This window comes from Amycolatopsis sp. NPDC052450 (assembly GCF_044547565.1).
Classification (GTDB): Bacteria; Actinomycetota; Actinomycetes; order Mycobacteriales; family Pseudonocardiaceae; genus Amycolatopsis.
On record NZ_JBIUAQ010000009.1, the window covers coordinates 241562 to 259951 of the forward strand.

An 18390-nucleotide genomic window follows, 5' to 3' on the forward strand; every position below is an offset into this window, starting at 1 on the left:
CTTGACGGGGGCCTCGCCCGGCTCTTGGCTGTCCACAAGGGACACATTACGAGACGAATGTGCTCGATTTGGGTGACTTGCACAGTTCGCGATGGGGTCGTGAGTGGCGTTTCGGGCGACACCTGGTTGAGGGCTTGGGGGAGGCTGGTCGCTCCTGGCGGTGTGTGCGGGAATCGGGACGCCGGGCATGCCCCCAATGTGGCATTGGGGACGCTGACCGTCCCCAATGCCACATTGGGGGCATCAATCGGACACTCGATCGCCTGACGGTGTCCCTTGTGGACACTGAAGCCGTGCCGGTGTCCAGGGCTGCGCCACCTTGGCTCGCCCTTTCGTGTGATCAGGGGCGGAACTCGCGTGATCAGGGGCGCGACACGCGTGTCCAGACGGACATCACACGGCGGTACCCGCTCGCAGGCGAGTTCGCCGCCCAATCACGCGAGTTCCGCCTCCAATCACGTGGCCCCGCCTCTGATCACGCGAGTTCGGCGTCCAGTCACGTGTGTGACGTGCGGGATCACGCGTCTCCCGAGTCCGTGAAGGGGTCCTTCACGGAACGACCGCCAGGCGCGAGGGTGCGCGGTCTTGTATCGTGCGTTTGATACAAGACCGGGGAGGTCGATCGTGCCCTTCGACAACGTGCTGGTCGTGGCCCTTCGGTGGCCTATCCGCTGTGGTTCCGCGGCATCGACCGCCTCGCCCCGGCGTCGGTTTCCCTGCTGACGCTGGCCAACCCCCTCGTCGCCACGGCCGCCGGTTTCCTGGTGCTCGGCCGGACCCTCACCGGCTGGCAGCTCACCGGTTTCGCCATCGCCCTCACCGCGTTGACGCTGAGCCGAACACTCAGGTCTCCCAGGTGACCGGCAATTCGTGGACGCCGTAGATGTTCATGTCGGTCTTGAGCTTGACCTCGTCGGCGGGGACGGCGAGCGCGAGCGTCGGGAAGCGGCGCAGCAATCCCTCGAAACCCGCCTTCATCTCGATCCGCGCCAGCTGCTGGCCGAGGCACTGGTGGATGCCGTGCCCGAAGGACAACAGGCCGCGGGCGTTGCGGCGCAGGTCCAGGGCGTCGGGGTTGTCGAACCGCCGCGGATCACGGTTGGCGGCCAGCAGCGAGATGATGACGGTCGACCCCGCGCGGATCGTTTCGCCGCCGAGTTCCAGGTCTTCCGTGGCGTAGCGGAAGAAGATGTCGGCGACGGACAGGTAGCGCAGCATTTCTTCCACGGCGCCGGGCAGCAGCTCCGCGTCGGCACGCAGTTCGGCCAGCTGTTCGGGGTGTTCCAGCAGCGCGAAAGTGCCCAGCGACAGCATGTTCGCGGTGGTCTCGTGGCCCGCGAGCAGCAGCAGGAAAGCGGCTCCCGCGAGCTCCTCGATGGTGAGGTCTTCGTGGCGGCCGAGGTCGGACAGGATGTCGTCGCCGGGCGTCTCGCGTTTGCGGGTGACCAGTTCGGTGAGGAAGGTGTTCATCCCGATGAACGCGGCCATCTTCTCCTCCAGCGTCTGGTCCCTGACCATGAGCTGGGCGGAGTCGGCCTGGAAGCTCTCCCGGTCTTCGTACGGGACGCCGAGCAGTTCGCAGATCACCAGTGACGGCACCGGCAACGCGAACTCCTTGACCAGATCGACCGGCGGGACCAGCGCGGCCATCGCGTCCAGCTGCCGTTCGGTGATCTCGGCGATGTGGTCTTCGAGCTGCTTCATCCGTTTGACGGTGAAGGCGCCGGTGAGCCGCTTGCGCAACCGGCCGTGGTCCGGCGGGTCCATGGCGATGAACATGCCCGGCATCGGCGGGGAGGGCTCGGTCGGGGTGGGCATCCCCGGGGTCTCGTACGGCGCGTGGAGGATGCCGATGTCCTGGCGGGAGCTGAACCGGGTGTCGGCCATCAGCTGCCGGGCCTCGTCGTAGCCGGTGACGAGCCAGCCTTCGTGGCCGTCGGGGAAGACCATGGGACTCACCGGGCGGGCCTCGCGCAGCCGGGTGATCTCGCTGGGCGGGTCGAAGGGGCCCGCGTCGCGGTCCATCGGGAGGCCCTGCGGGATGGGAACCGTCTGAGTCATCGCTTCGCCTTTCGTGGTGGTTGTGACGACCACTCTCACCGCGCGGCCTGACATCGGGCTGACACGGCACTGACACCACCCGTGTCAGCGGCGTGGCGGGGGCGTGTCAGCGCGGCCGCCCAAAGTGGTGACCATGAACGACACAGCGATCGCGGTCTCCGGACTGCGGAAGACCTTCGGCGACAAGGTCGTGCTCGAAGGTATAGACCTCGAGGTCCCCTCCGGCACCATTTTCTCCCTGCTCGGGCCGAACGGGGCGGGCAAGACGACGACGGTGAACCTGCTGACCACCTTGATGAAGGCCGACGGCGGGACGGCGAAGGTCGCCGGCCACGACATCGTCACCGAAGCCAAGGCGGTGCGCGCGGCGATCGGCGTCACCGGCCAGTTCGCCGCGGTGGACGAACTGCTCACGGGCCAGGAGAACCTCCAGCTGATGGTGGACCTGAGCAGGGGCACCGCCGGCAAGCGGGTCGTCACCGACCTGCTGGAACGCTTCGACCTGGTGGAATCGGCACGGAAACCGGCGTCGACCTACTCCGGCGGCATGCGCCGGAAACTGGATCTGGCGATGACGCTCGTCGGCGATCCGCGGATCATCTTCCTCGACGAGCCCACCACGGGACTGGACCCGCGCAGCCGTCGCACGATGTGGTCCATCATCCGCGAGCTGGTGGCGGGCGGCGTGACCGTCTTCCTCACCACCCAGTACCTCGAGGAAGCCGATCAGCTCGCCGACCGGATCGCGGTCCTCGACCAGGGCCGCCTGGTCGTCGACGGCACTCCCGACGAACTCAAGCGGCAGATGCCCGGCACGCACGTCCGGCTCCGGTTCACCACCGTCGCCGAACTCGACGCGGCGGCGCGGATCTTCCCCGGGGCCACCCGGGACGACGAGGCGCTCGCGCTGCGAGTCCCCAGCGACGGCGGGACGAAATCCCTGCGCTCGCTGCTGGACCGGCTCGACGAGTACGCGGTCAGCGCCGAAGAGTTCTCCGTCCACACCCCTGATCTCGATGACGTTTTCCTCGCCCTGACGGGCCACAACACGGAGGCAGTGCAGTGAAATCCCCCTCGACGGTGATGTTGCGCCGTAACTTCAAGCACCTCGTCAGGAATCCGACCTCGGTGTTCAACGCGATCCTGATGCCGGTCGTGATGATGCTGATGTTCGTGTACGTGTTCGGTGACGCGTTCAGCGTCGGCGTCGACTACATCGACTACGCGACACCGGGATTGATGCTGCTGGCCGTCTGCTACGGGCTCGGCGCGACCGCGACGGCGGTGAACTCCGACATGACCAAGGGCATCATCAACCGGTTCAAGGTCATGGACGTCTCCCGCGGCGCGGTGCTGAACGGGCATGTCGTCGCCAGCGTGCTGACCAACCTGATCGCCATCGCGGCGCTCACCGGCGTGGCCTTCCTGCTCGGCTTCTCCCCGGCGGCGGGATTCCTCGACTGGCTGGGCGTGGTCGGGATCGTCGTGCTGCTCGGTTTCGCGGCGGCCTGGCTCACCGTCGCGCTGGGCCTGGCGGCGAAATCCCCGGAGACCGCGGGGATGGCCTCGGTGCCGCTGGTCATGCTGCCGTTCTTCAGCAGCGCGATCGTTCCCGCCGAGAAGATGGGCCCCGGGCTCCGGGAGTTCGCGGAGTACCAGCCGTTCACGCCGATCATCGAGACCCTGCGCGGCCTTCTCAACGGGGCACCGGCCGCGGGCGACGTGTATCTCGCTCTCGGCTGGTGCGCCGGGATCGCGCTCGCCGGCTACCTGTGGGCGTCCTCGACGTTCAAGAAGCGAGCGTGACCTCGACCAGTTGCTTCCAGTCCGCCTTGGTGCCCTCCTGCGCCGCCTCCGCGAATTTCGCTTCGCCGAGGCGGCGCAGCACTGTCCGCTCGATCCGGGTCACGTCCGGACGGGACCGATCCGGCAGCCCGCGCAGTTCGTCGGCCGCCCCGAGCAGCCGCGCGGCCTGTGCGGGATCGTCCTGGCGCAGGGCCAGATCCGCGACGCCGACGAGCATGTGGGCGATCAGGGGCACGTGCCGCACCTCGGCCGCCGCCTGCCAGGCCGCTTCCCGATGCGCCCGGGATTTCTCGAGATCGTCCGCGAAGTAGCCCTGAAGGTCGTGGCTGATGGCGCGAACGTGTCCCAGGCCCGCCTCGTCGCCCATCACGGTCGTCGCGAAGGTGAGTTGCTTCGCCGCTTCCTCGGATTCGCCGCGCCAGTGGGCGAGTTCCGCCTCTGAAAGGGCCATCATGCCCAATGCCCCCGGCCACGTGACCTGTTCCGAGTACCGCTGCGCTTCGGCCATGGCGGCCGCGCAGGCATCCTCGTCGCCCATCAGCCAGTACAGCTGCGCCTGCCGCGACCGCAGCCGGATGAGGTCCTCGACCGAACCGACCTCGGTCACGACCGTGACCGCCTCTTCGTAGTACTCGCAAGCGGTGGCGAACTCGCCGCGAGTGGCGATGCGATCCGCCAATTCGGTCAGGGCGAACGAGATGCCGAACCGTTCGCCGAGCGCGCGGAACTCACCGAGCGCCCGCTCGAGATACTCGTCCGCCTCCCGGCCGGGACGGCCGAGGGTGACCCGCATCTTGCCGAGGTGCAGCCTGCCCAGCGCGCGGACCCACGCGTTTTCGTCCTCCAGCACCGGTTCCCACGCGGACAGCGCTTCGTCCCCGGCCAGCATGCGTTCCAGCGGGACGACGAGCCCGAGCAGCGGATGCTTCGACTCGCTGTGCCTGCTCAGCCGATACGACTCGTGGATCCACTTCGCCGCGGTGTTTTCGTCGGCGAAGCCGGAACTGACGAACAGCGAAACGAGCCCGTAGACCACGGCCGCGACGTCGTCGGACACCTCGCCGGGCGTCCTGACGGCCGCGCTGACCAGTTCCATGCCTTCCGCGCGGTGCCCGCTGAGCCACCAGTACCAGCCACAGGCCGCAGCGAGCCGCATCGCCTCCGGTGCCTCGCCCGCGGCGAGCGCACCGCGCATCGCGGAAATGATGTTGTCGTGCTCGGCATTGAGTTTGGCCAGCCATTCGAGCTGTTCGGCGCGGCGGAGCATCGGCTCCGCGGCCTCGGCGAGCTCGGTGAAACAGGCCAGATGCGCGTGGCGTGCCACCACCGTTTCGCTGGCCTCGGCGAGCCGTTGCGCGGCGTACTCCTTGATCGTGCCGAGCATCCGGTAGCGCGGCGCTTCGTCACCCGCCGCGACCAGCAGCGACTTTTCGGTCAGCGCGGTGAGCAACTCCAGGACCTCGTACTGCTCGACGGCCTCGCTGACACAGACCTGTTCGGCCGCCTCCAGGCTCGCCCCGCCCGAGAACACCGAAAGACGGCACAGGACGGTCCGTTCGGCGTCGCTCAGCAGCTCCCAGCTCCAGTCGACCATGGCACGCAACGTCCGATGCCGGGGCAGCGCGGTCCGGCTGCCGCCGGTCAGCAGGCGGAACCGGTCGTCGAGCCGGTTCGCGAGCTGGTCGACGGACATGGTGCGCAGCCTGGCCGCGGCCAGTTCGATCGCCAGCGGCATCCCGTCCAGCACCCGGCAAACCCGCGCCATCGTGGCCAAAGTGGCTTTGTCGGCCACGAAATCCTTGCGTACGGCGCTCGCCCTGTCCCGCAGCAATTGGACGGCGGGGGAGGATTCGATCTCGCCGGGGCCCGCGTGCCGGTCCGGTACGGCCAGCGGCACGACATGCCACAACGTCTCACCGGTGATCCCGAGCGGCTCCCGGCTCGTCGCCAGTATCCGCAGACGGCGGCATTCCCCGAGAACTCGATGGGCGAAGGCCGCGGCCGCCTCGATCACGTGCTCGCAGTTGTCGAGGATCAGCAGGACTTCGCGTTCCCGGATCGCGGCGACGATCCGTTCGACGGGTTCGGCGCTCGTCGAGTCACCGAGCAGCGCGTCGCGAAGACCGAGTGCGGCGAGCGTCGCCTGAGCGATGTTGTTCCCACCCCCCTGCCCTTCGGGCCCGCCCCCCTTGTCCCCGTCTGCGTCGATGGCCGCGAGTTCCACCAGCCATGCCCCGTCCGGCAGGTCACCGAGCAGGGTACGCGCGGTTTCCGTGGCCAGCCGGGTCTTTCCCGAACCACCGGGCCCGATCAGCGTGGTGAGCCGGTGCTCGGCGACGAGTTCGCGGACCTTGGCGACATCGGTGTCCTTGCCGACGAAACTGGTCAGCTCGGCGCGCACGTTGGTCTTGCGGTTCTCCTCCCGGCGTCCCAGCTCACCCCGCAGGAGTGCGACATGCACCGCGGACAGCTCGGGCGAGGGATCGACGCCCAGCGCGTCGGCCAAGGCTTCCCGGGTGCGCTGGTACACGAGCAAGGCCTCGGTGTCGCGGCCCGTCGCCGCGAGAGCCCGCATGAGCGCGGCGACGAGCCGCTCACGCAGCGGATGCGCGGCCACCAGATCCGTCAGCTCGGTGACCAGTTTCGCGCCGTGGCCGAGGTCGAGTTCCGCGTCGAACCGATCCTCCAGCGCCGTCAGGCGAAGCCCTTCGAGCCGGGTGACCGCGGCGTCGAAAGCGCCGCTTTCCTGCAGGCCGACGTCTTGCATGGCCGCGCCGCGCCACAGGTCGAGCGCCTCGCGCAGCCGCTTCGGCTCTTCGTCGCCGCGGGCGCTCTCGACGAGACGCTCGAACCGCACGGCGTCGACGTCGTCGGGCGTCACCTTCAGCCGGTAGCCGTCCGTCTGGCCGTCGACGACCCCTTCCGGCAGCACCTTCCGCAGCCGGGAAACCAAGCGCTGCAACGCGTTCGTCGCGTCGGCGGGCGGCTGTTCACCCCAGATCCAGTCGACGAGCGTCGCTTTCGGAACCACCCGCCCCGGTTCGAGCGCGAGGGCGATCAGCAACCCGCGCAGCCGGGCGCCCGGCACGTCGGCGAGGCCGCCGTCGTCCGTGCGTACCTCGAAGGGGCCCAGCATCCCGATCCGCATTGCGCCGATTTTGCCACGGGTGACCAGGGGACTTACGACTCGCCGGTGATCCTCGCCGATCCGATCGAGGCCGCGGTGATCGCCCTGGCGGCGGTCTGCGTCGACGAGCTGGAGTTCAGGCCGGTGAGCGAAGCCCGGTCGAGGGCGTGCACGACGAACTCGTAGGTGTTCACGGTGGAGGGCGAACACGGCCCCTGATAGCCGTAGAGGCTCGCGCTCCCGCGGTAGTAGACCTGCCTGGAGCCCGCCGGAACCGGCGGGCGGTAGACGTGCTGGACGTTCTGGGGGAGCGAAGCCGTGCTCGCCGGGATGTCGTAGATGACCCAGTGGATGAGGTTGGCGTTGTCGAGGTCGCGCATGACGATCGCGTGGCTCTTGGCCGCGGCGGGAGCACCCGACCAGGCCAACGGCGGCGACTCGTTCTTCTTGGCCGGATCCTGCCCGCCGCCGCTGGTGCACTCGTGGACCTTGGGCATGAGACCGCCGTCGGCGAACGCGGTACTGGACAGGGTGAACGCGTTCTGTGCCGTCGATGCCGACGGCGAGAGGACGGTGGCGCCGACGGCGAACAGGGCGCAGAACACGATTCTCGTTGCTCTCATCGGAGACTCCCGAGGCGTTGGTGGTTCCCGTGCGCCCGATTCAGCGTAGGCAGCCGGGAAACCCGCGGCTAGCGCACTTTCCCGGCCGATCGAGGTGTTTTCGCCGGGTGCCGGTACTCGGGTTTCGCGTGCTTGAAGGCGTAACTCACGTGATTGGAAGGCGATCTCGCGTGATTGGGCGGCGATCACGCGGGGGCCGGGTCAGGAGCGGACGAGTACGGAGAAGTAGATCGGCTTGTTGGCGGGGAAGAGTTCCCGGTCCTGTTCGTCGACCATCTTCCAGAAGATCTTGCAGTCGGCGGGGGCGGTCGGCGGGGTGCTCACGGTGACCGTCACCTGCACGCGGCCCTGCGGGGCGGTGTCGTTGACCGGGATCCGGTCCGGGGTGCGGCAGGTGCCGGGCGCGACCGGGAGGTCGGTGCGGCGCAGGTACCGCTTCCGCCACTCCACCGTGCCGGTGTTCTGGAGCTCCCACACCTTCACGAACTGGGTGCCCGGTTTGACGACGGTGTCGTCGGGGATGGTGACGTCGGCGATGAACTTGCTCGAGTCGCCGGGATGCGGCGGTCCGGCTTCGTCCTGCCCGCCGGGCAGCAGGATGACCACGACGGCGGTGACCGCGGCGACGAGGACGAGGGCGAGCGGTATCAGGACACGCTTGGACCGCCATCGCGGAGCGGCGTCCGGTTCACGGTCGGTGGCGAGCACGAGCTGGACACCCTGCCATCTGGCGTGCCACTCCTGTTCGTCACCGTCGCAGGCGCGGACGAATTCCCGGACCGTCTCCCACGGCTGGAGCCGTTTGCCGGTGACGGTGAGGTGCAGGGTCGCGTGCGACACCGCGCCGGACTTCGCGGCCATCTTCCGGAACGACGGCTCCCCGGCCCGCGTCCGCAGCTTCCGCAGCTCGGCCATGAACGCTTCCAGCTCCGGTGCCCGTTCGTCTGTTCGCGGTTCCGGCACGCTTCCCCTCGCGATCGTGTCTGATGTGACAACGATTTTCGTCACTCTGCGCGGCCAGGTGACTATATCGCGAAGAGTGTCCGGATCGCCGCGCTGACCAGCGGTATCGGCCTGGCCACGGCCCTGTCAAACGCTGTCAACCTGCGCTTTTGACGTCAGACGTTCCGTACAGGCGGTTCCGGCTGACACCGCTCCGGGGCCAGTGTCGATCACAAGCCGCTCACAGGGAGCAGCACGACGAGTGAAGGAGCAGTCATGCGCAAGGTGGCAACCGCCGCGATGTTCGCCGCTCTGTCCGGAGCCGCGCTGGGGATGACGGCGGCACAGCCCGCGGTGGCCGCGCCGTCGGTGAACATGGAGGCCGTGGTCAAGGCGGCCATGTGGGATCCGTACAAGGCCGACCAGTCGATCACGCCGGGTTCCGGTGAGAGCGTGAAGGCGGTCGAGCAGGCGCTGGCCGCGAAGAACCTTCTCGACAAGAAGCAGGTCGACGGTCACTTCGGCACGTCGACGGTGACCGCGTACCAGAAGTACCAGAAGTCGCTGGGGCACAGCGGCCTCGCCGCCAGCGGGCTGCCGGGCAAGGGCTCGCTGACCGAACTGGGCAAGGGCCGCTACACCGTGACCGCGCCGATCAGCGTCGGTTCGAAGACCAGCCTCGACGGCAAGACGGTGAACAAGCGCACCGCCGACATGATCGCGGCCGCGGAGAAGAAGGCCGGGGTCAAGTTCACCATCACCCAGGGCTCGTACAACGCCGGCGGCGTCGGTGCCTCGGGTGGCACGCACGACGGCGGGGGCGCCGTCGACATCTCGGTGAACAACATCTCGAACAAGACCGCCGCGGTGAAGGCACTGCGCGAGGTCGGCTTCGCCGCGTGGCACCGCACTCCCGGCCAGGGCAACTGGGCGGAGCACATCCACGGTATCGCGATCAGCGACACCGACATGTCGCCGCAGGCGCAGGCGCAGGCCGGTGACTACTTCAAGGGGCTCAACGGTCTGGCGAGCCACGCCAAGGACGACGGTCCCAAGGTGAAGAAGGTGACCTGGGAAGAGTTCAAGCGCGGCTGACCCACCGCGTTCCGGACAGGGCGGGCGGCTTCGGCCGCCCGCCCTGCCGCGTCCGGCACGTCACCGCGGGCTCGTCCGCCGCCAGTGTTCGGCCGCCTCGCTCATGTCCCTGTGCAGCTGCCGGAAGAACCGGCTGGTGGCGTCCAGCCGCGCGCCCGCCGGACCGTCGATCAATCCGGCGCCGCGGCGGGTGACCTCCGCCCATTGGGTCATCGCTTCGAGGCTGGCCTGCCAGGCGCGATAGCCGAAGTCGTCTTCGATGACGTACCGCTGCCGTCTGCCTTCGCGTTCGCGGCCGATCAGGCCGCGTTGTCCGAGCCAGCCGACGGCCTTGGACACCGACGCGGGGCTGACCTCCAGCCGGGCGACCAGTTCGGCGGCGGTACTGCCGCCGGTGTCCGCGGTGAACAGGCAGGCCAGCACCCTGGCCATCATCGCCGGGACGCCGGTCGCGGCCATCATCTCGGCGAACTCGGTTTCGAAGTCCCCCAGCGTTTCCGGGGTCCGCGTGGTGACGGGCGGCGGGCCGGGTTTGCGGCGGCGTGCCCGCCATCGCGTCGCCTGGTGCGCTTGGCCGGCCCGATAGCCGTGGGCGCCGCCGTTGCGCGCCACCTCGCGGATCACCGTCGATTTGGGGCGTTCCAGCCGCCGGGCGATTTCGGCGTAGGTGAGGCCCGCGGCCAGCCCGGAGGCGATCTGCCCGCGCTCGTCGTGGGTCAGGCGGTTTCCCGGCACCCGTCCTCCGCTCCTGGTGCATTCAGCTCCATGGTCATTGCATCGATTGTAGGCCTGCCACCTGGATAAACCGTGAACTCGTGTTGCGGGAGCTGGAAAAGCGGTCCTAATGTTTCGTCGAGAGTGAAGAGAGGGGACACGGGATGACGGCCAAGGTATGCCTGGTCACCGGCGCTTCGTCAGGGATCGGCCACGCCACCGCGCTGGAGCTCCTGCGCGCCGGGCACAGCGTTTACGGCGCCGCGAGGCGCGTGGAGAAAATGGACGACCTCCGCGCGGCGGGCGGGCGTCCGCTGAAGATGGACGCCAGGAACGAGGACGATCTCCGCCGCGCGGTCGACACCGTTCTCGAGGAGCAGCAACGGATCGACGTCCTGGTCAACAACGCCGGCACCGTTCTGCACGGTGCCATCGAGGACGTGCCGCTCGACAGCGCGCGCGATCAGCTCGAAGTCAACCTCCTCGCGCCCGCGAGGTTGGTCCAGCTCGTTCTGCCCGCCATGCGGGCCCAGCGGTCCGGCACGATCGTCAACGTCTCGTCGATCGGCGGCGAGATCGCCTTGCCGTTCGGGGCCTGGTACTACGCGTCGAAGCACGCGCTGGAAGCCTTCTCCGACACGCTTCGCATGGAGGTCGAGCCCTTCGGCATCGACGTCGTGATCATCCAGCCGGGCATCATCAAGACCGAGTTCGAGGACCAGACGGCCGCGCAGCTCCGCGAGAATTCGGGCGGCGGGGCGTACCGGGAGATGGCGGAAGCCATGGCACGCCACGGCGAAACCGGGCTCAGTGACGGCTCGGACCCCTCAGTCGTCGTCGATGCCATCCGCCGCGCGATCGAGGCCGACAAGCCGGAAACGCGCTACGCGGTCGGCCACCTCGCCGAGAAACTCCTCGAGCTCAACAGGACCCTGCCGGATCGCGAGTTCGACCAGCTGGCCATGCGCGCGACGAAGTAGCTCAACCGCTCGGCTTCTGGACGATCCTGCGGCGGCGGGTGCGGGCGACGCCGATCCACAGCAGCACCGAAACGACGGCCCCCGGCGCCGCCGTCAGGTACACCGGCCACGCGCGGAAACCCGACACCCACAGCATCGTGACCAGGCCCAGGGTGATCAACGTCCAGATCAGGGCGAGACTGCCCCCTTTCCGCCTCCAACGGGCGGCGAAGCCACGCATCCTGTCCCTTACTCGGCTCACACCGGTGAATACCCGCTCTTCGCCTGGTCAACCCCGGAAAAATCAGGCGCGGAGATAGCCGGTGATCATCGCGACGAGCTCGTTCTCGAGCCGGGTGACGTCGATGGAACCGGGCGCGGCGATGAGCTGGTGCACGGTCAGTTCCACGGTGGACGCAACGAGCCTTGCCGCCGTGTCCTTGTCCTGGACGCGGACCTCGGGGTGACCGTCGAGGAGTTCCCGCAGGTCACCGATCATCTCCCACTCGAGCCGGGTGACCCGCTCCAGCAGTTCGCCGGAGCGGGGCGCCTGCTCCAGCATGATCTGCAGCAGCCGCGGATCGTCGAGATGGTTGTCGATCACCGTGCGCACGAACTCCCGGACGATGGTCTCGAGCGGCTCCGGCGACCGCTTGTACCGGCGGAGCGTCTCGGTGGCCCGGTCACCGTCGAGGTGGCGGGTCAGCAACTCGGCCAGGATCGCGTCCTTGTTCGGGTAGTACTGGTACAGCGAGCCGATCGAGATCCGGGCCCGTTCGGCGATCCGGTTCGTGGTCCCCGCGGCGTACCCGTACTCGGCGAAAATGTGAGCAGCGGCGGTGAGGATGCGCTGCCTGGTCAGCTCCGCCCGCACCTGGCGCGGCCGTTTACGTGGCTGGATCCGTCGTTCCTCCGACGTCATGGCACTCCCGGTGAAGCGGCGTGAAAGCGAGTAGCGAGCAGACTGAGTAATTGCTCATAATTGTGCCATGACCAGCAGTGATCTCGTGAACGAGACGCGTCCGCGGCGGCTTTCGCCCGAGGAGGTGCGCGCCCGGCTCGGTGAACCCGAGGCCATGATCAAGGCCAAGGTCCACGACCGCGTCGACCGGCACGGCCGCCGGTTCATCGCCCATTCCCCGTTCGTGGCGATGGCGACGGCCGACGCGACGGGCCTGCCCGACTGCTCACCGCGCGGCGACTACCCGGGTTTCGTGAAGGTGCTCGACGAGCGCACCCTGGCGATCCCCGACCGGCCGGGCAACAAGATCGCCGACTCGTTCCGCAATCTCGCCGAGAACGACGGGATCGGGTTGATGTTCGTGGTCCCCGGCGTGCGGGAGGTGTTCCGGGTCAACGGTCGCGCCTATCCCACCGACGAACCGGACGTCCTCGCCAGGATGCGCACCGAAGGCAAACCGGCGGAACTGGCGATCATCGTCGAGGTCGTGGAGACCTTCTTCCACTGCGGCCGCGCGCTGGTCCGGTCCCGGCTCTGGGATCCCGCGAGCCAGGCACTGGCGGACGAGTTGCCGTCGGCAGGCGAGATGGCCGCCGAGCAGATGGGGCTCGACGTCGATCCGGCGGTACTGGAGAACATGCTCGAAACCGCCTATCGGCAGTTGTACTGAGGTGATTTCGTTGATGCAACGGACCGTTCTCGACCGGGTGGAACCGGTCGCCGAGGGCACCGTCTCGCTCGTCCTGCGTGGCGCCGAGGGACCGCTGGCGCCCTGGGAGCCGGGCGCGCACGTCGATCTGGCGCTGCCGAACTGGCTGACCCGGCAGTACTCGCTGTGCGGCGACCCTGCCGATCTCGGTGGCTACCGGGTCGCCGTCCGATACGACCGGCTGAGCCGGGGCGGCTCGGAGTACATCCACCTGTTCCTGCGCGAGGGTCGCACGCTCGACGTTTCGTTGCCGCGCAACAACTTCCCGTTGCTGCCCGCGCCGGAGTACCTGTTCATCGCCGGCGGGATCGGCATCACGCCGATGCTGCCGATGCTGGCGGCGGCGGGTCCTTCGGCCAGGCTGGTGTACGTGGGCAGGTCTGCGGCCACCATGCCGTTCGCCGCCGAACTCAAGGCCACGTACGGCGATCGGGTGAGTCTCCACTTCACCGCCGAGCGCGGCAGGCCCGATTTCGCCGCGACGGCGGCCGGGCTCGGTCCGCGAGCACTGGTCTACTGCTGCGGCCCCGCCTCGATGCTCGACGCGGCCGAAGCGGCGTTTCCCGCGCAGCGGCTGCACCTGGAGCGTTTCCGGCCGGTGGTCAAGGACTTCGCGCCCGACGCACCGTTCGAGGTGCACTGTGTCCGATCAGGACGGACGGTCCCGGTCGCGGCCGAAGAGTCCATGTTGGACGCTTTGCGCCACGCGGGGTACCCGATCCGGTCCGGCTGCCGCGAAGGGGTTTGCGGCAGTTGCGAGATCGCCGTCGTCGGTGGTGAACCGGAACACCGCGACGACATCGGCGCGCCACCGGGACGCATGTACTGCTGTGTCTCCCGCGCGTCTTCGCGGCTCGAGGTCGACCTCTGACCGGACGTGAAGGAATTTCCCCGAATTGCCGGGTGAACGGGGCGGTGTAACCCTGGTCATACCGAACGACACCACCACCACGAAATACAGGAGTCGTTATGACCACCACCGAAATGCCCGCTGTCCACGAATGCACGGTCAGTGGCTGCTCGTACAACCACGACGGCTGTCACGCTTTCGCCATCACGGTCGGCGGCGGCAACGGATCGGCCGATTGCGGAACGTTCGTCCCGCTCAACACCAAAGGCGGACTCGATCGAGTGACCGCCCAGGTGGGTGCCTGCTCCCGGACCGACTGCCGTCACAATTCCGCGCTGGAATGCACCGCATCGAGTGTCCGGGTGGGACCTGGCGAGGGTGATCACGCCGCCAACTGCCTGACCTACGCCCCATAGCCACTTGCGCGTGAAGGCCCCTCCCCTCGGCTCAGCAGAGGGAAGGGGCCTTCACGCGCGATCAGCTTCCGGTCTGGGCGCAGCTGGCGGCGTCGGTGCCGAGGAGAGGGTCGGTCACCGGACGGGCGGTGATCGGAATGGTCTTCTGGGTGGTCAGCGCGCCGTCGCGGAGGGTGTAGACGGTGCGCGTGCCCGAGTAGGTGAGCGGGTCGGCGCCGAGGTCGTCGGCTTCGGCGGCGACGGTCTCGAAAGTGCGGCCGCCACCTTCGAGCGGGGTGCACTGGTAACCCAGGTGGGCGGCGACGCCGCCGCCTTCGGCGACCGACAGCGGCTTGCTGTCGTTGCCGACGACCTGGCGGAGGTTGCGGCCGTCGTAGTGCAGGGCGGTGAAGAAGGTGGTGTTGGCGCCGACGGACTGGGTGACGATCAGTTCGGCGCGGCCGTCACCGTTGAGGTCGGTGACGCGCGGGGCCTCGAGCGGGACGGAGCTGTCGGCGCCGAGGTGGATCGAGGTGAAGGTACCGTGCACGGTGGCGGAAATGACTTGGTCGTTCTCGCCGGTGAGCTGGGCGGTGACGGTCTCGATCTCGCCGTCGCCGTCGAGATCGGCGACCGTGCTGACCGGGTCGGTGGACCGCGCGGCCGGCGGACTGCTCTGCGGGCCGGCCAGCGCGGGGACGACGGCGGCGAGGCTCAGCGCCGCGGCGACGCCGGTGATGGTGGCGGTGCGGATGATGCCGCTGTGGTTCATGATGCTCTCCCTCCGACGCTTCCGGTGAACTCTTCACCGAAAGTGCTCTCATCAAGGGAGACGGTCGCGGATCAGGGACGTGCAGTGAGAGTGTGATGGGCCACACAAAGGCAACCCGGCGGCCCGCCCCCGAGGGAGCGGGCCGCTCGAGTCAGCCGATCTTCCACAGCTGGAGCGTCGAGCCTGTGTCGGCCCGTTGCGTGACGGCGGCACCGTCCGAAGTGGACGCCGTCGTCAGCAGCAGACCGGAGCGGACACTCGCGATCTTGTAGCTTCCGTCGGGCTGTTTCGCCGCTGTCCAGCGCTGATTGGCCCCACCCGTGCACGTCCACTGGATGACGCGCGCGCCCGCGGTGGTGGCGCCGCCTTCGACGTCGGCACACAGCTTCGAATGCGTGTTCGTCAGGGTGTAGGAACCATCGGACTGCCTGGTGAACAGCCATTTCTGGTTGGCACCTTGGTTCGGCGTCCACGTGACCAGCGGGGTGCCGGCGGTCGTCGAAGAGTCCGGGTCGTCGAGGTTCTTGCCTGCCGCGGCCAGCGTGTGGACCCCGCCGAGGGTGCCGGCGCCGGCGTCGGTGAACTTCAGCGTCTGCTCGGCCGTGGTCCGGCCGCCACCGACGGCGTTCCCGGTGGTGTCGGTCCACGAGCGCGGTGGTGTGGTCTCGGCCAGGCGTGAGGTCTTGCCGGACAGGCCGAGCACGAGGCCGCTGTAGCGGTTCACCAGCCGGAACGTGCCTTTGTCCACAGTGGACGAGATGACGAACCACTGCTGCCCGACCGTCGAGGACGAGGTCACCGTGGGTTTGGCTCCCCACGCTCGGCCCGCTTGCACGGCGTCGACGCCGAGGAGCTGTCCGGTGGCGGCGTTGGTGACGCGGTACGAGCCGTCGCCGTCGGACGAGAACTGCCACGCTTCACGGTCGGATCCGGTCGTGCTCGCGACCGACGTCGTCGCGGTTCCGGTGCCCTGCGCGAGAACCCGGCCGTCGCCGAGGCCGATGCGGTACTTCCGCGAAGTGTCCACAGGGGACGGTGCGGGTGCGGACGACGTGATGGTCTGGGTGGTGTACTCGCCACCCGCGTTGTTCGAACACGCCACCGCGCAGTACGACCGGAACTGCTTGCCGATGATGGTCGAGTTCGTCTTGTTCGCGGCGTCGACGAACCAGCGGTACCAGGATTGGTTGGTGTAGCCCCCGGTGTCGCCGATCAGCCGCCATTTCTGCGTCGTCAGATCGTCGGTCACGTAATAACGCTGGGGGACGACGCTGTCCACGGCCTCCGGCGCGCCGATGTAGAGACCGAGATACGCGTTGTAGGCGATGTTCATGATGAACAGATCCGATTTGCGCGGCAGCTGTCCCGCGGCGATCTGCTGGCTGACGTTGCCGGTGTTGGCCGGGTCGTAGTCGTCCGCGACGGGTGTGTAGCCGGTGTCGCCGGAGGCGGAGACGGGAACCATGTTGCTCTCGCGGCCGCCGACGCCGGGCTGGGTCCAGCCGCCGTCGAACCACTTCTGCCAGGTGCCGGACGCCATCTTGCCCGAGATCGGCGCGCGGGCGACGTGCGCCAGCCCGGTCATCGGGCCGCCGGCGCCCGCCTTCGGCACGATGCGCGAGCCGTAGTAGACGTAGAAGTAGCCGGAAGCGGTGTCGACGAACAGACGCGGATCGCCGTCGCCGTAGTCGAACGTCTGATGCGGGAAGGCCGCCGTGTCCCCGCGTTTCGTGCTGTAGGGCGAGGTGATCGCGTGGTCCTTGATGGCCCAGGTCTTCCCCTGGTCCTTCGACACGGCCATGTCGATCGCGTCGTAATGGGAGAACGAATACGCGCCGAACGGCTCGGGCGTGAACTCGTTGTGGATCAGGCCGTACCAGTCGCCGGTGTCCGGATCGACCCAGGTGCCGACGAGATCGCAGAAGTTGCGCTGTGAGTAACCCGATCCGGCGGGCGGATCCGTGGATTCCTTGCCGGTCGGGCTGTTGTTGCAGCGCCAGGTCGTGTCGTCGTTGCGGTCGGCGGGATTGGCCGGGTTCACCGCGCCGCTGACGGGATTCTTGGTGAAGCCGTCGAAGTCACGTCCGCTGTAGAAGTCCCATTCACGCGGCTGGTCCGCGCCGTAGAGCGCGGCCGCCTGCTGGAAATAGAACGTGCCGTCCTTGTCGACATAACTACTCGCCGGGGTGTCGGTGGTCGGGCTGAACGACTTCTTGGCGTCGACCGTGATGGTGTACGTCGCGTCCGGCGGTGCGGCGTCGGACGACACCGGTACCACCGTGGTCGCCGCCACGGCCAGGGCCGCGGCGCCGAGAAGAGGCAGGGTCCGCATGACTCTCTCCCAAGGGTGACCCGCACCACAGTTGGCGGGGCGGTCGCCGATGTTATGAACGTTCTTGCGCGTAAGTCAACGAGTTCACACAACTTCACGCGTCGGTCATGCACTTATTGCGCGGAAAGTCCAAGCGGGTACGCGCGGAAGTCCAAGCTCAGTCCGTCGGCACCAGCGGCGGGTCGTCGGGAGGGGGAACGCGCGAACTCCAGCCGCCGGGGACGGCCTGGACGCGTGACTCGCGGAAGCGGCCGGGGGAGATCCCGACGCGGCGGGTGAAAAGCCTGCTGAAGTAGGCGGCGTCCTCGTAGCCGATCGCCTGGGCCACCTCCTGCACCGGCATCCGCGTGGTGGCCAAAAGTTCCTTCGCGCGATTGAGGCGAAGAGTCAGCAGGTGGTCCTTCAACCCGGTCTCGGTGCTGCGGCGCACGGCCGTGCGCAGTTCGGGCAGCGTCATGCCGCGGCGGGCCGCGATCTCCGCGACGCTGATCGGCAGCAGCGCGTCGTGTGCCAGCGCCTCCAGCAGGGAACCGCCGCTGGGTGTGCTGCCTGCCGCGGCCCGGCGCAGCGCGACCAGCAGATGATGCACCGCCGCGGAGGCGTCGACCTGGGCCAGCGGGCTGCCGCCTCGCGCGCAGCGCACGATCCGGCTCACGATGTCGCGGACGGCCTCGACGTCGCCCAGCGGCACCACCGGAGTCTCCGGTGTAACGTAACCGAGTTCCACGTAGGCGTCCACGGCGCTGCCGTCGAAATCGACGAAACACTCTTCCCAGCCGTGCGCGGGATCGGGCGCGTAATGGTGCCCGACGCCGGGAACGAGCCACAGCAGTGCGGGCGCGACGACCTCCTGCCGTTCCCCGCCCGCGACGGCGAACCACCCGCGCCCCTTGGACACCACGACGGCCACGTAATGGTCGAGCACGCGCGGCCCCACGACGGGCAGCCCGCCGTGTTGAAGTCCGACGCCGAGGCACACCAGGCCCAGCCGTCGGTGCACGGCGGACGGAGTGAAGTACCGCATCCAGGTCCGGTAACCCATCC

The 18390-nt window shown here is 68.4% G+C and carries 18 protein-coding genes; 8 read left to right on the top strand and 10 right to left on the bottom strand.

What is annotated here, in order from left to right; all coding sequences use genetic code 11:
* Positions 1 to 659 precede the first annotated feature (659 nt).
* A complete protein-coding gene (locus ACIHAO_RS18195) occupies positions 660 to 860 on the top strand; it encodes an EamA family transporter (RefSeq protein WP_396559179.1) in 201 nt (66 codons plus the stop codon).
* Here ACIHAO_RS18195 and ACIHAO_RS18200 read toward each other — a convergent pair.
* Positions 844 to 2061 (bottom strand): cytochrome P450, encoded by a 1218-nt coding sequence (locus ACIHAO_RS18200; protein ID WP_396559180.1) that lies wholly within the window; start codon positions 2059 to 2061, stop codon positions 844 to 846. The genes ACIHAO_RS18195 and ACIHAO_RS18200 overlap by 17 nt on opposite strands.
* A 133-nt stretch (positions 2062 to 2194) precedes the next feature.
* On the opposite strand from ACIHAO_RS18200, the gene ACIHAO_RS18205 reads away from it, so the two are divergent.
* Together ACIHAO_RS18205 and ACIHAO_RS18210 are read left to right on the top strand one after the other, a co-directional pair.
* A complete protein-coding gene (locus tag ACIHAO_RS18205; protein WP_396559181.1) occupies positions 2195 to 3127 on the top strand; it encodes an ATP-binding cassette domain-containing protein in 933 nt (310 codons plus the stop codon).
* A 17-nt stretch (positions 3128 to 3144) separates the two neighbouring features.
* Positions 3145 to 3867: an ABC transporter permease gene (locus ACIHAO_RS18210; RefSeq protein ID WP_396559272.1), complete on the top strand. Its 723-nt coding sequence runs from the start codon at positions 3145 to 3147 to the stop codon at positions 3865 to 3867.
* Here the strand turns inward: ACIHAO_RS18210 and ACIHAO_RS18215 are convergent.
* The 3 genes from ACIHAO_RS18215 to ACIHAO_RS18225 all read right to left on the bottom strand — a co-directional run bounded on the left by ACIHAO_RS18215 (position 3851) and on the right by ACIHAO_RS18225 (position 8580).
* Entirely contained in the window at positions 3851 to 7015 is a 3165-nt protein-coding gene (locus ACIHAO_RS18215) for a BTAD domain-containing putative transcriptional regulator (protein ID WP_396559183.1), read from the bottom strand. The two genes, ACIHAO_RS18210 and ACIHAO_RS18215, sit on opposite strands and share 17 nt — an antisense overlap.
* A 32-nt stretch (positions 7016 to 7047) precedes the next feature.
* Positions 7048 to 7617 carry a YbhB/YbcL family Raf kinase inhibitor-like protein gene (locus ACIHAO_RS18220; RefSeq protein ID WP_396559185.1) on the bottom strand — a complete coding sequence of 190 codons (570 nt, stop codon included), beginning with the start codon at positions 7615 to 7617 and terminating at the stop codon, positions 7048 to 7050.
* Between the two features lie 201 nt (positions 7618 to 7818).
* On the bottom strand, positions 7819 to 8580 hold the full coding sequence (locus ACIHAO_RS18225; protein ID WP_396559187.1) for an NBR1-Ig-like domain-containing protein: 762 nt from the start codon (positions 8578 to 8580) through the stop codon (positions 7819 to 7821).
* 255 nt (positions 8581 to 8835) lie between these two features.
* Here ACIHAO_RS18225 and ACIHAO_RS18230 point away from each other — a divergent pair, with 255 nt between their 5' ends.
* Complete coding sequence (locus ACIHAO_RS18230; protein ID WP_396559189.1) at positions 8836 to 9654, top strand: peptidoglycan-binding protein; 819 nt, start codon at positions 8836 to 8838, stop codon at positions 9652 to 9654.
* A gap of 60 nt (positions 9655 to 9714) precedes the next feature.
* Here ACIHAO_RS18230 and ACIHAO_RS18235 read toward each other — a convergent pair whose 3' ends face one another.
* Complete coding sequence (locus ACIHAO_RS18235; RefSeq protein WP_396559191.1) at positions 9715 to 10389, bottom strand: helix-turn-helix domain-containing protein; 675 nt, start codon at positions 10387 to 10389, stop codon at positions 9715 to 9717.
* Between the two features lie 143 nt (positions 10390 to 10532).
* Between ACIHAO_RS18235 and ACIHAO_RS18240 the strand changes: the two genes are divergently transcribed.
* Positions 10533 to 11348 (top strand): oxidoreductase, encoded by an 816-nt coding sequence (locus tag ACIHAO_RS18240; protein ID WP_396559193.1) that lies wholly within the window; start codon positions 10533 to 10535, stop codon positions 11346 to 11348.
* Between the two features lies 1 nt (position 11349).
* On the opposite strand, the gene ACIHAO_RS18245 is transcribed toward ACIHAO_RS18240, so the two are convergent.
* Both ACIHAO_RS18245 and ACIHAO_RS18250 read right to left on the bottom strand, forming a co-directional pair.
* Positions 11350 to 11508, bottom strand: a complete 159-nt coding sequence (locus ACIHAO_RS18245; protein WP_396559195.1) for a hypothetical protein — start codon at positions 11506 to 11508, stop codon at positions 11350 to 11352.
* Positions 11509 to 11631: 123 nt separating this feature from the next.
* Entirely contained in the window at positions 11632 to 12249 is a 618-nt protein-coding gene (locus ACIHAO_RS18250; RefSeq protein WP_396559197.1) for a TetR/AcrR family transcriptional regulator, read from the bottom strand.
* A 67-nt stretch (positions 12250 to 12316) separates the two neighbouring features.
* On the opposite strand from ACIHAO_RS18250, the gene ACIHAO_RS18255 reads away from it, so the two are divergent.
* The 3 genes from ACIHAO_RS18255 (at position 12317) to ACIHAO_RS18265 (ending at position 14263) form a co-directional block, all read left to right on the top strand.
* Entirely contained in the window at positions 12317 to 12958 is a 642-nt protein-coding gene (locus ACIHAO_RS18255) for an MSMEG_1061 family FMN-dependent PPOX-type flavoprotein (RefSeq protein ID WP_396559199.1), read from the top strand.
* A gap of 13 nt (positions 12959 to 12971) precedes the next feature.
* Positions 12972 to 13868, top strand: coding sequence for a PDR/VanB family oxidoreductase (locus ACIHAO_RS18260; RefSeq protein WP_396559201.1), 897 nt, complete (start codon positions 12972 to 12974; stop codon positions 13866 to 13868).
* 98 nt (positions 13869 to 13966) lie between these two features.
* Positions 13967 to 14263, top strand: coding sequence for a DUF1540 domain-containing protein (locus ACIHAO_RS18265; protein ID WP_037310991.1), 297 nt, complete (start codon positions 13967 to 13969; stop codon positions 14261 to 14263).
* 61 nt (positions 14264 to 14324) lie between these two features.
* Here the strand turns inward: ACIHAO_RS18265 and ACIHAO_RS18270 are convergent, their stop codons facing one another.
* The 3 genes from ACIHAO_RS18270 to ACIHAO_RS18280 form a co-directional block, all read right to left on the bottom strand.
* Complete coding sequence (locus tag ACIHAO_RS18270) at positions 14325 to 15014, bottom strand: VCBS repeat-containing protein (RefSeq protein WP_396559203.1); 690 nt, start codon at positions 15012 to 15014, stop codon at positions 14325 to 14327.
* Positions 15015 to 15165: 151 nt separating this feature from the next.
* Complete coding sequence (locus ACIHAO_RS18275; protein ID WP_396559205.1) at positions 15166 to 17346, bottom strand: RICIN domain-containing protein; 2181 nt, start codon at positions 17344 to 17346, stop codon at positions 15166 to 15168.
* 157 nt (positions 17347 to 17503) lie between these two features.
* A complete protein-coding gene (locus tag ACIHAO_RS18280) occupies positions 17504 to 18388 on the bottom strand; it encodes a helix-turn-helix domain-containing protein (RefSeq protein WP_396559207.1) in 885 nt (294 codons plus the stop codon).
* Between the last annotated feature and the right edge of the window lie 2 nt (positions 18389 to 18390).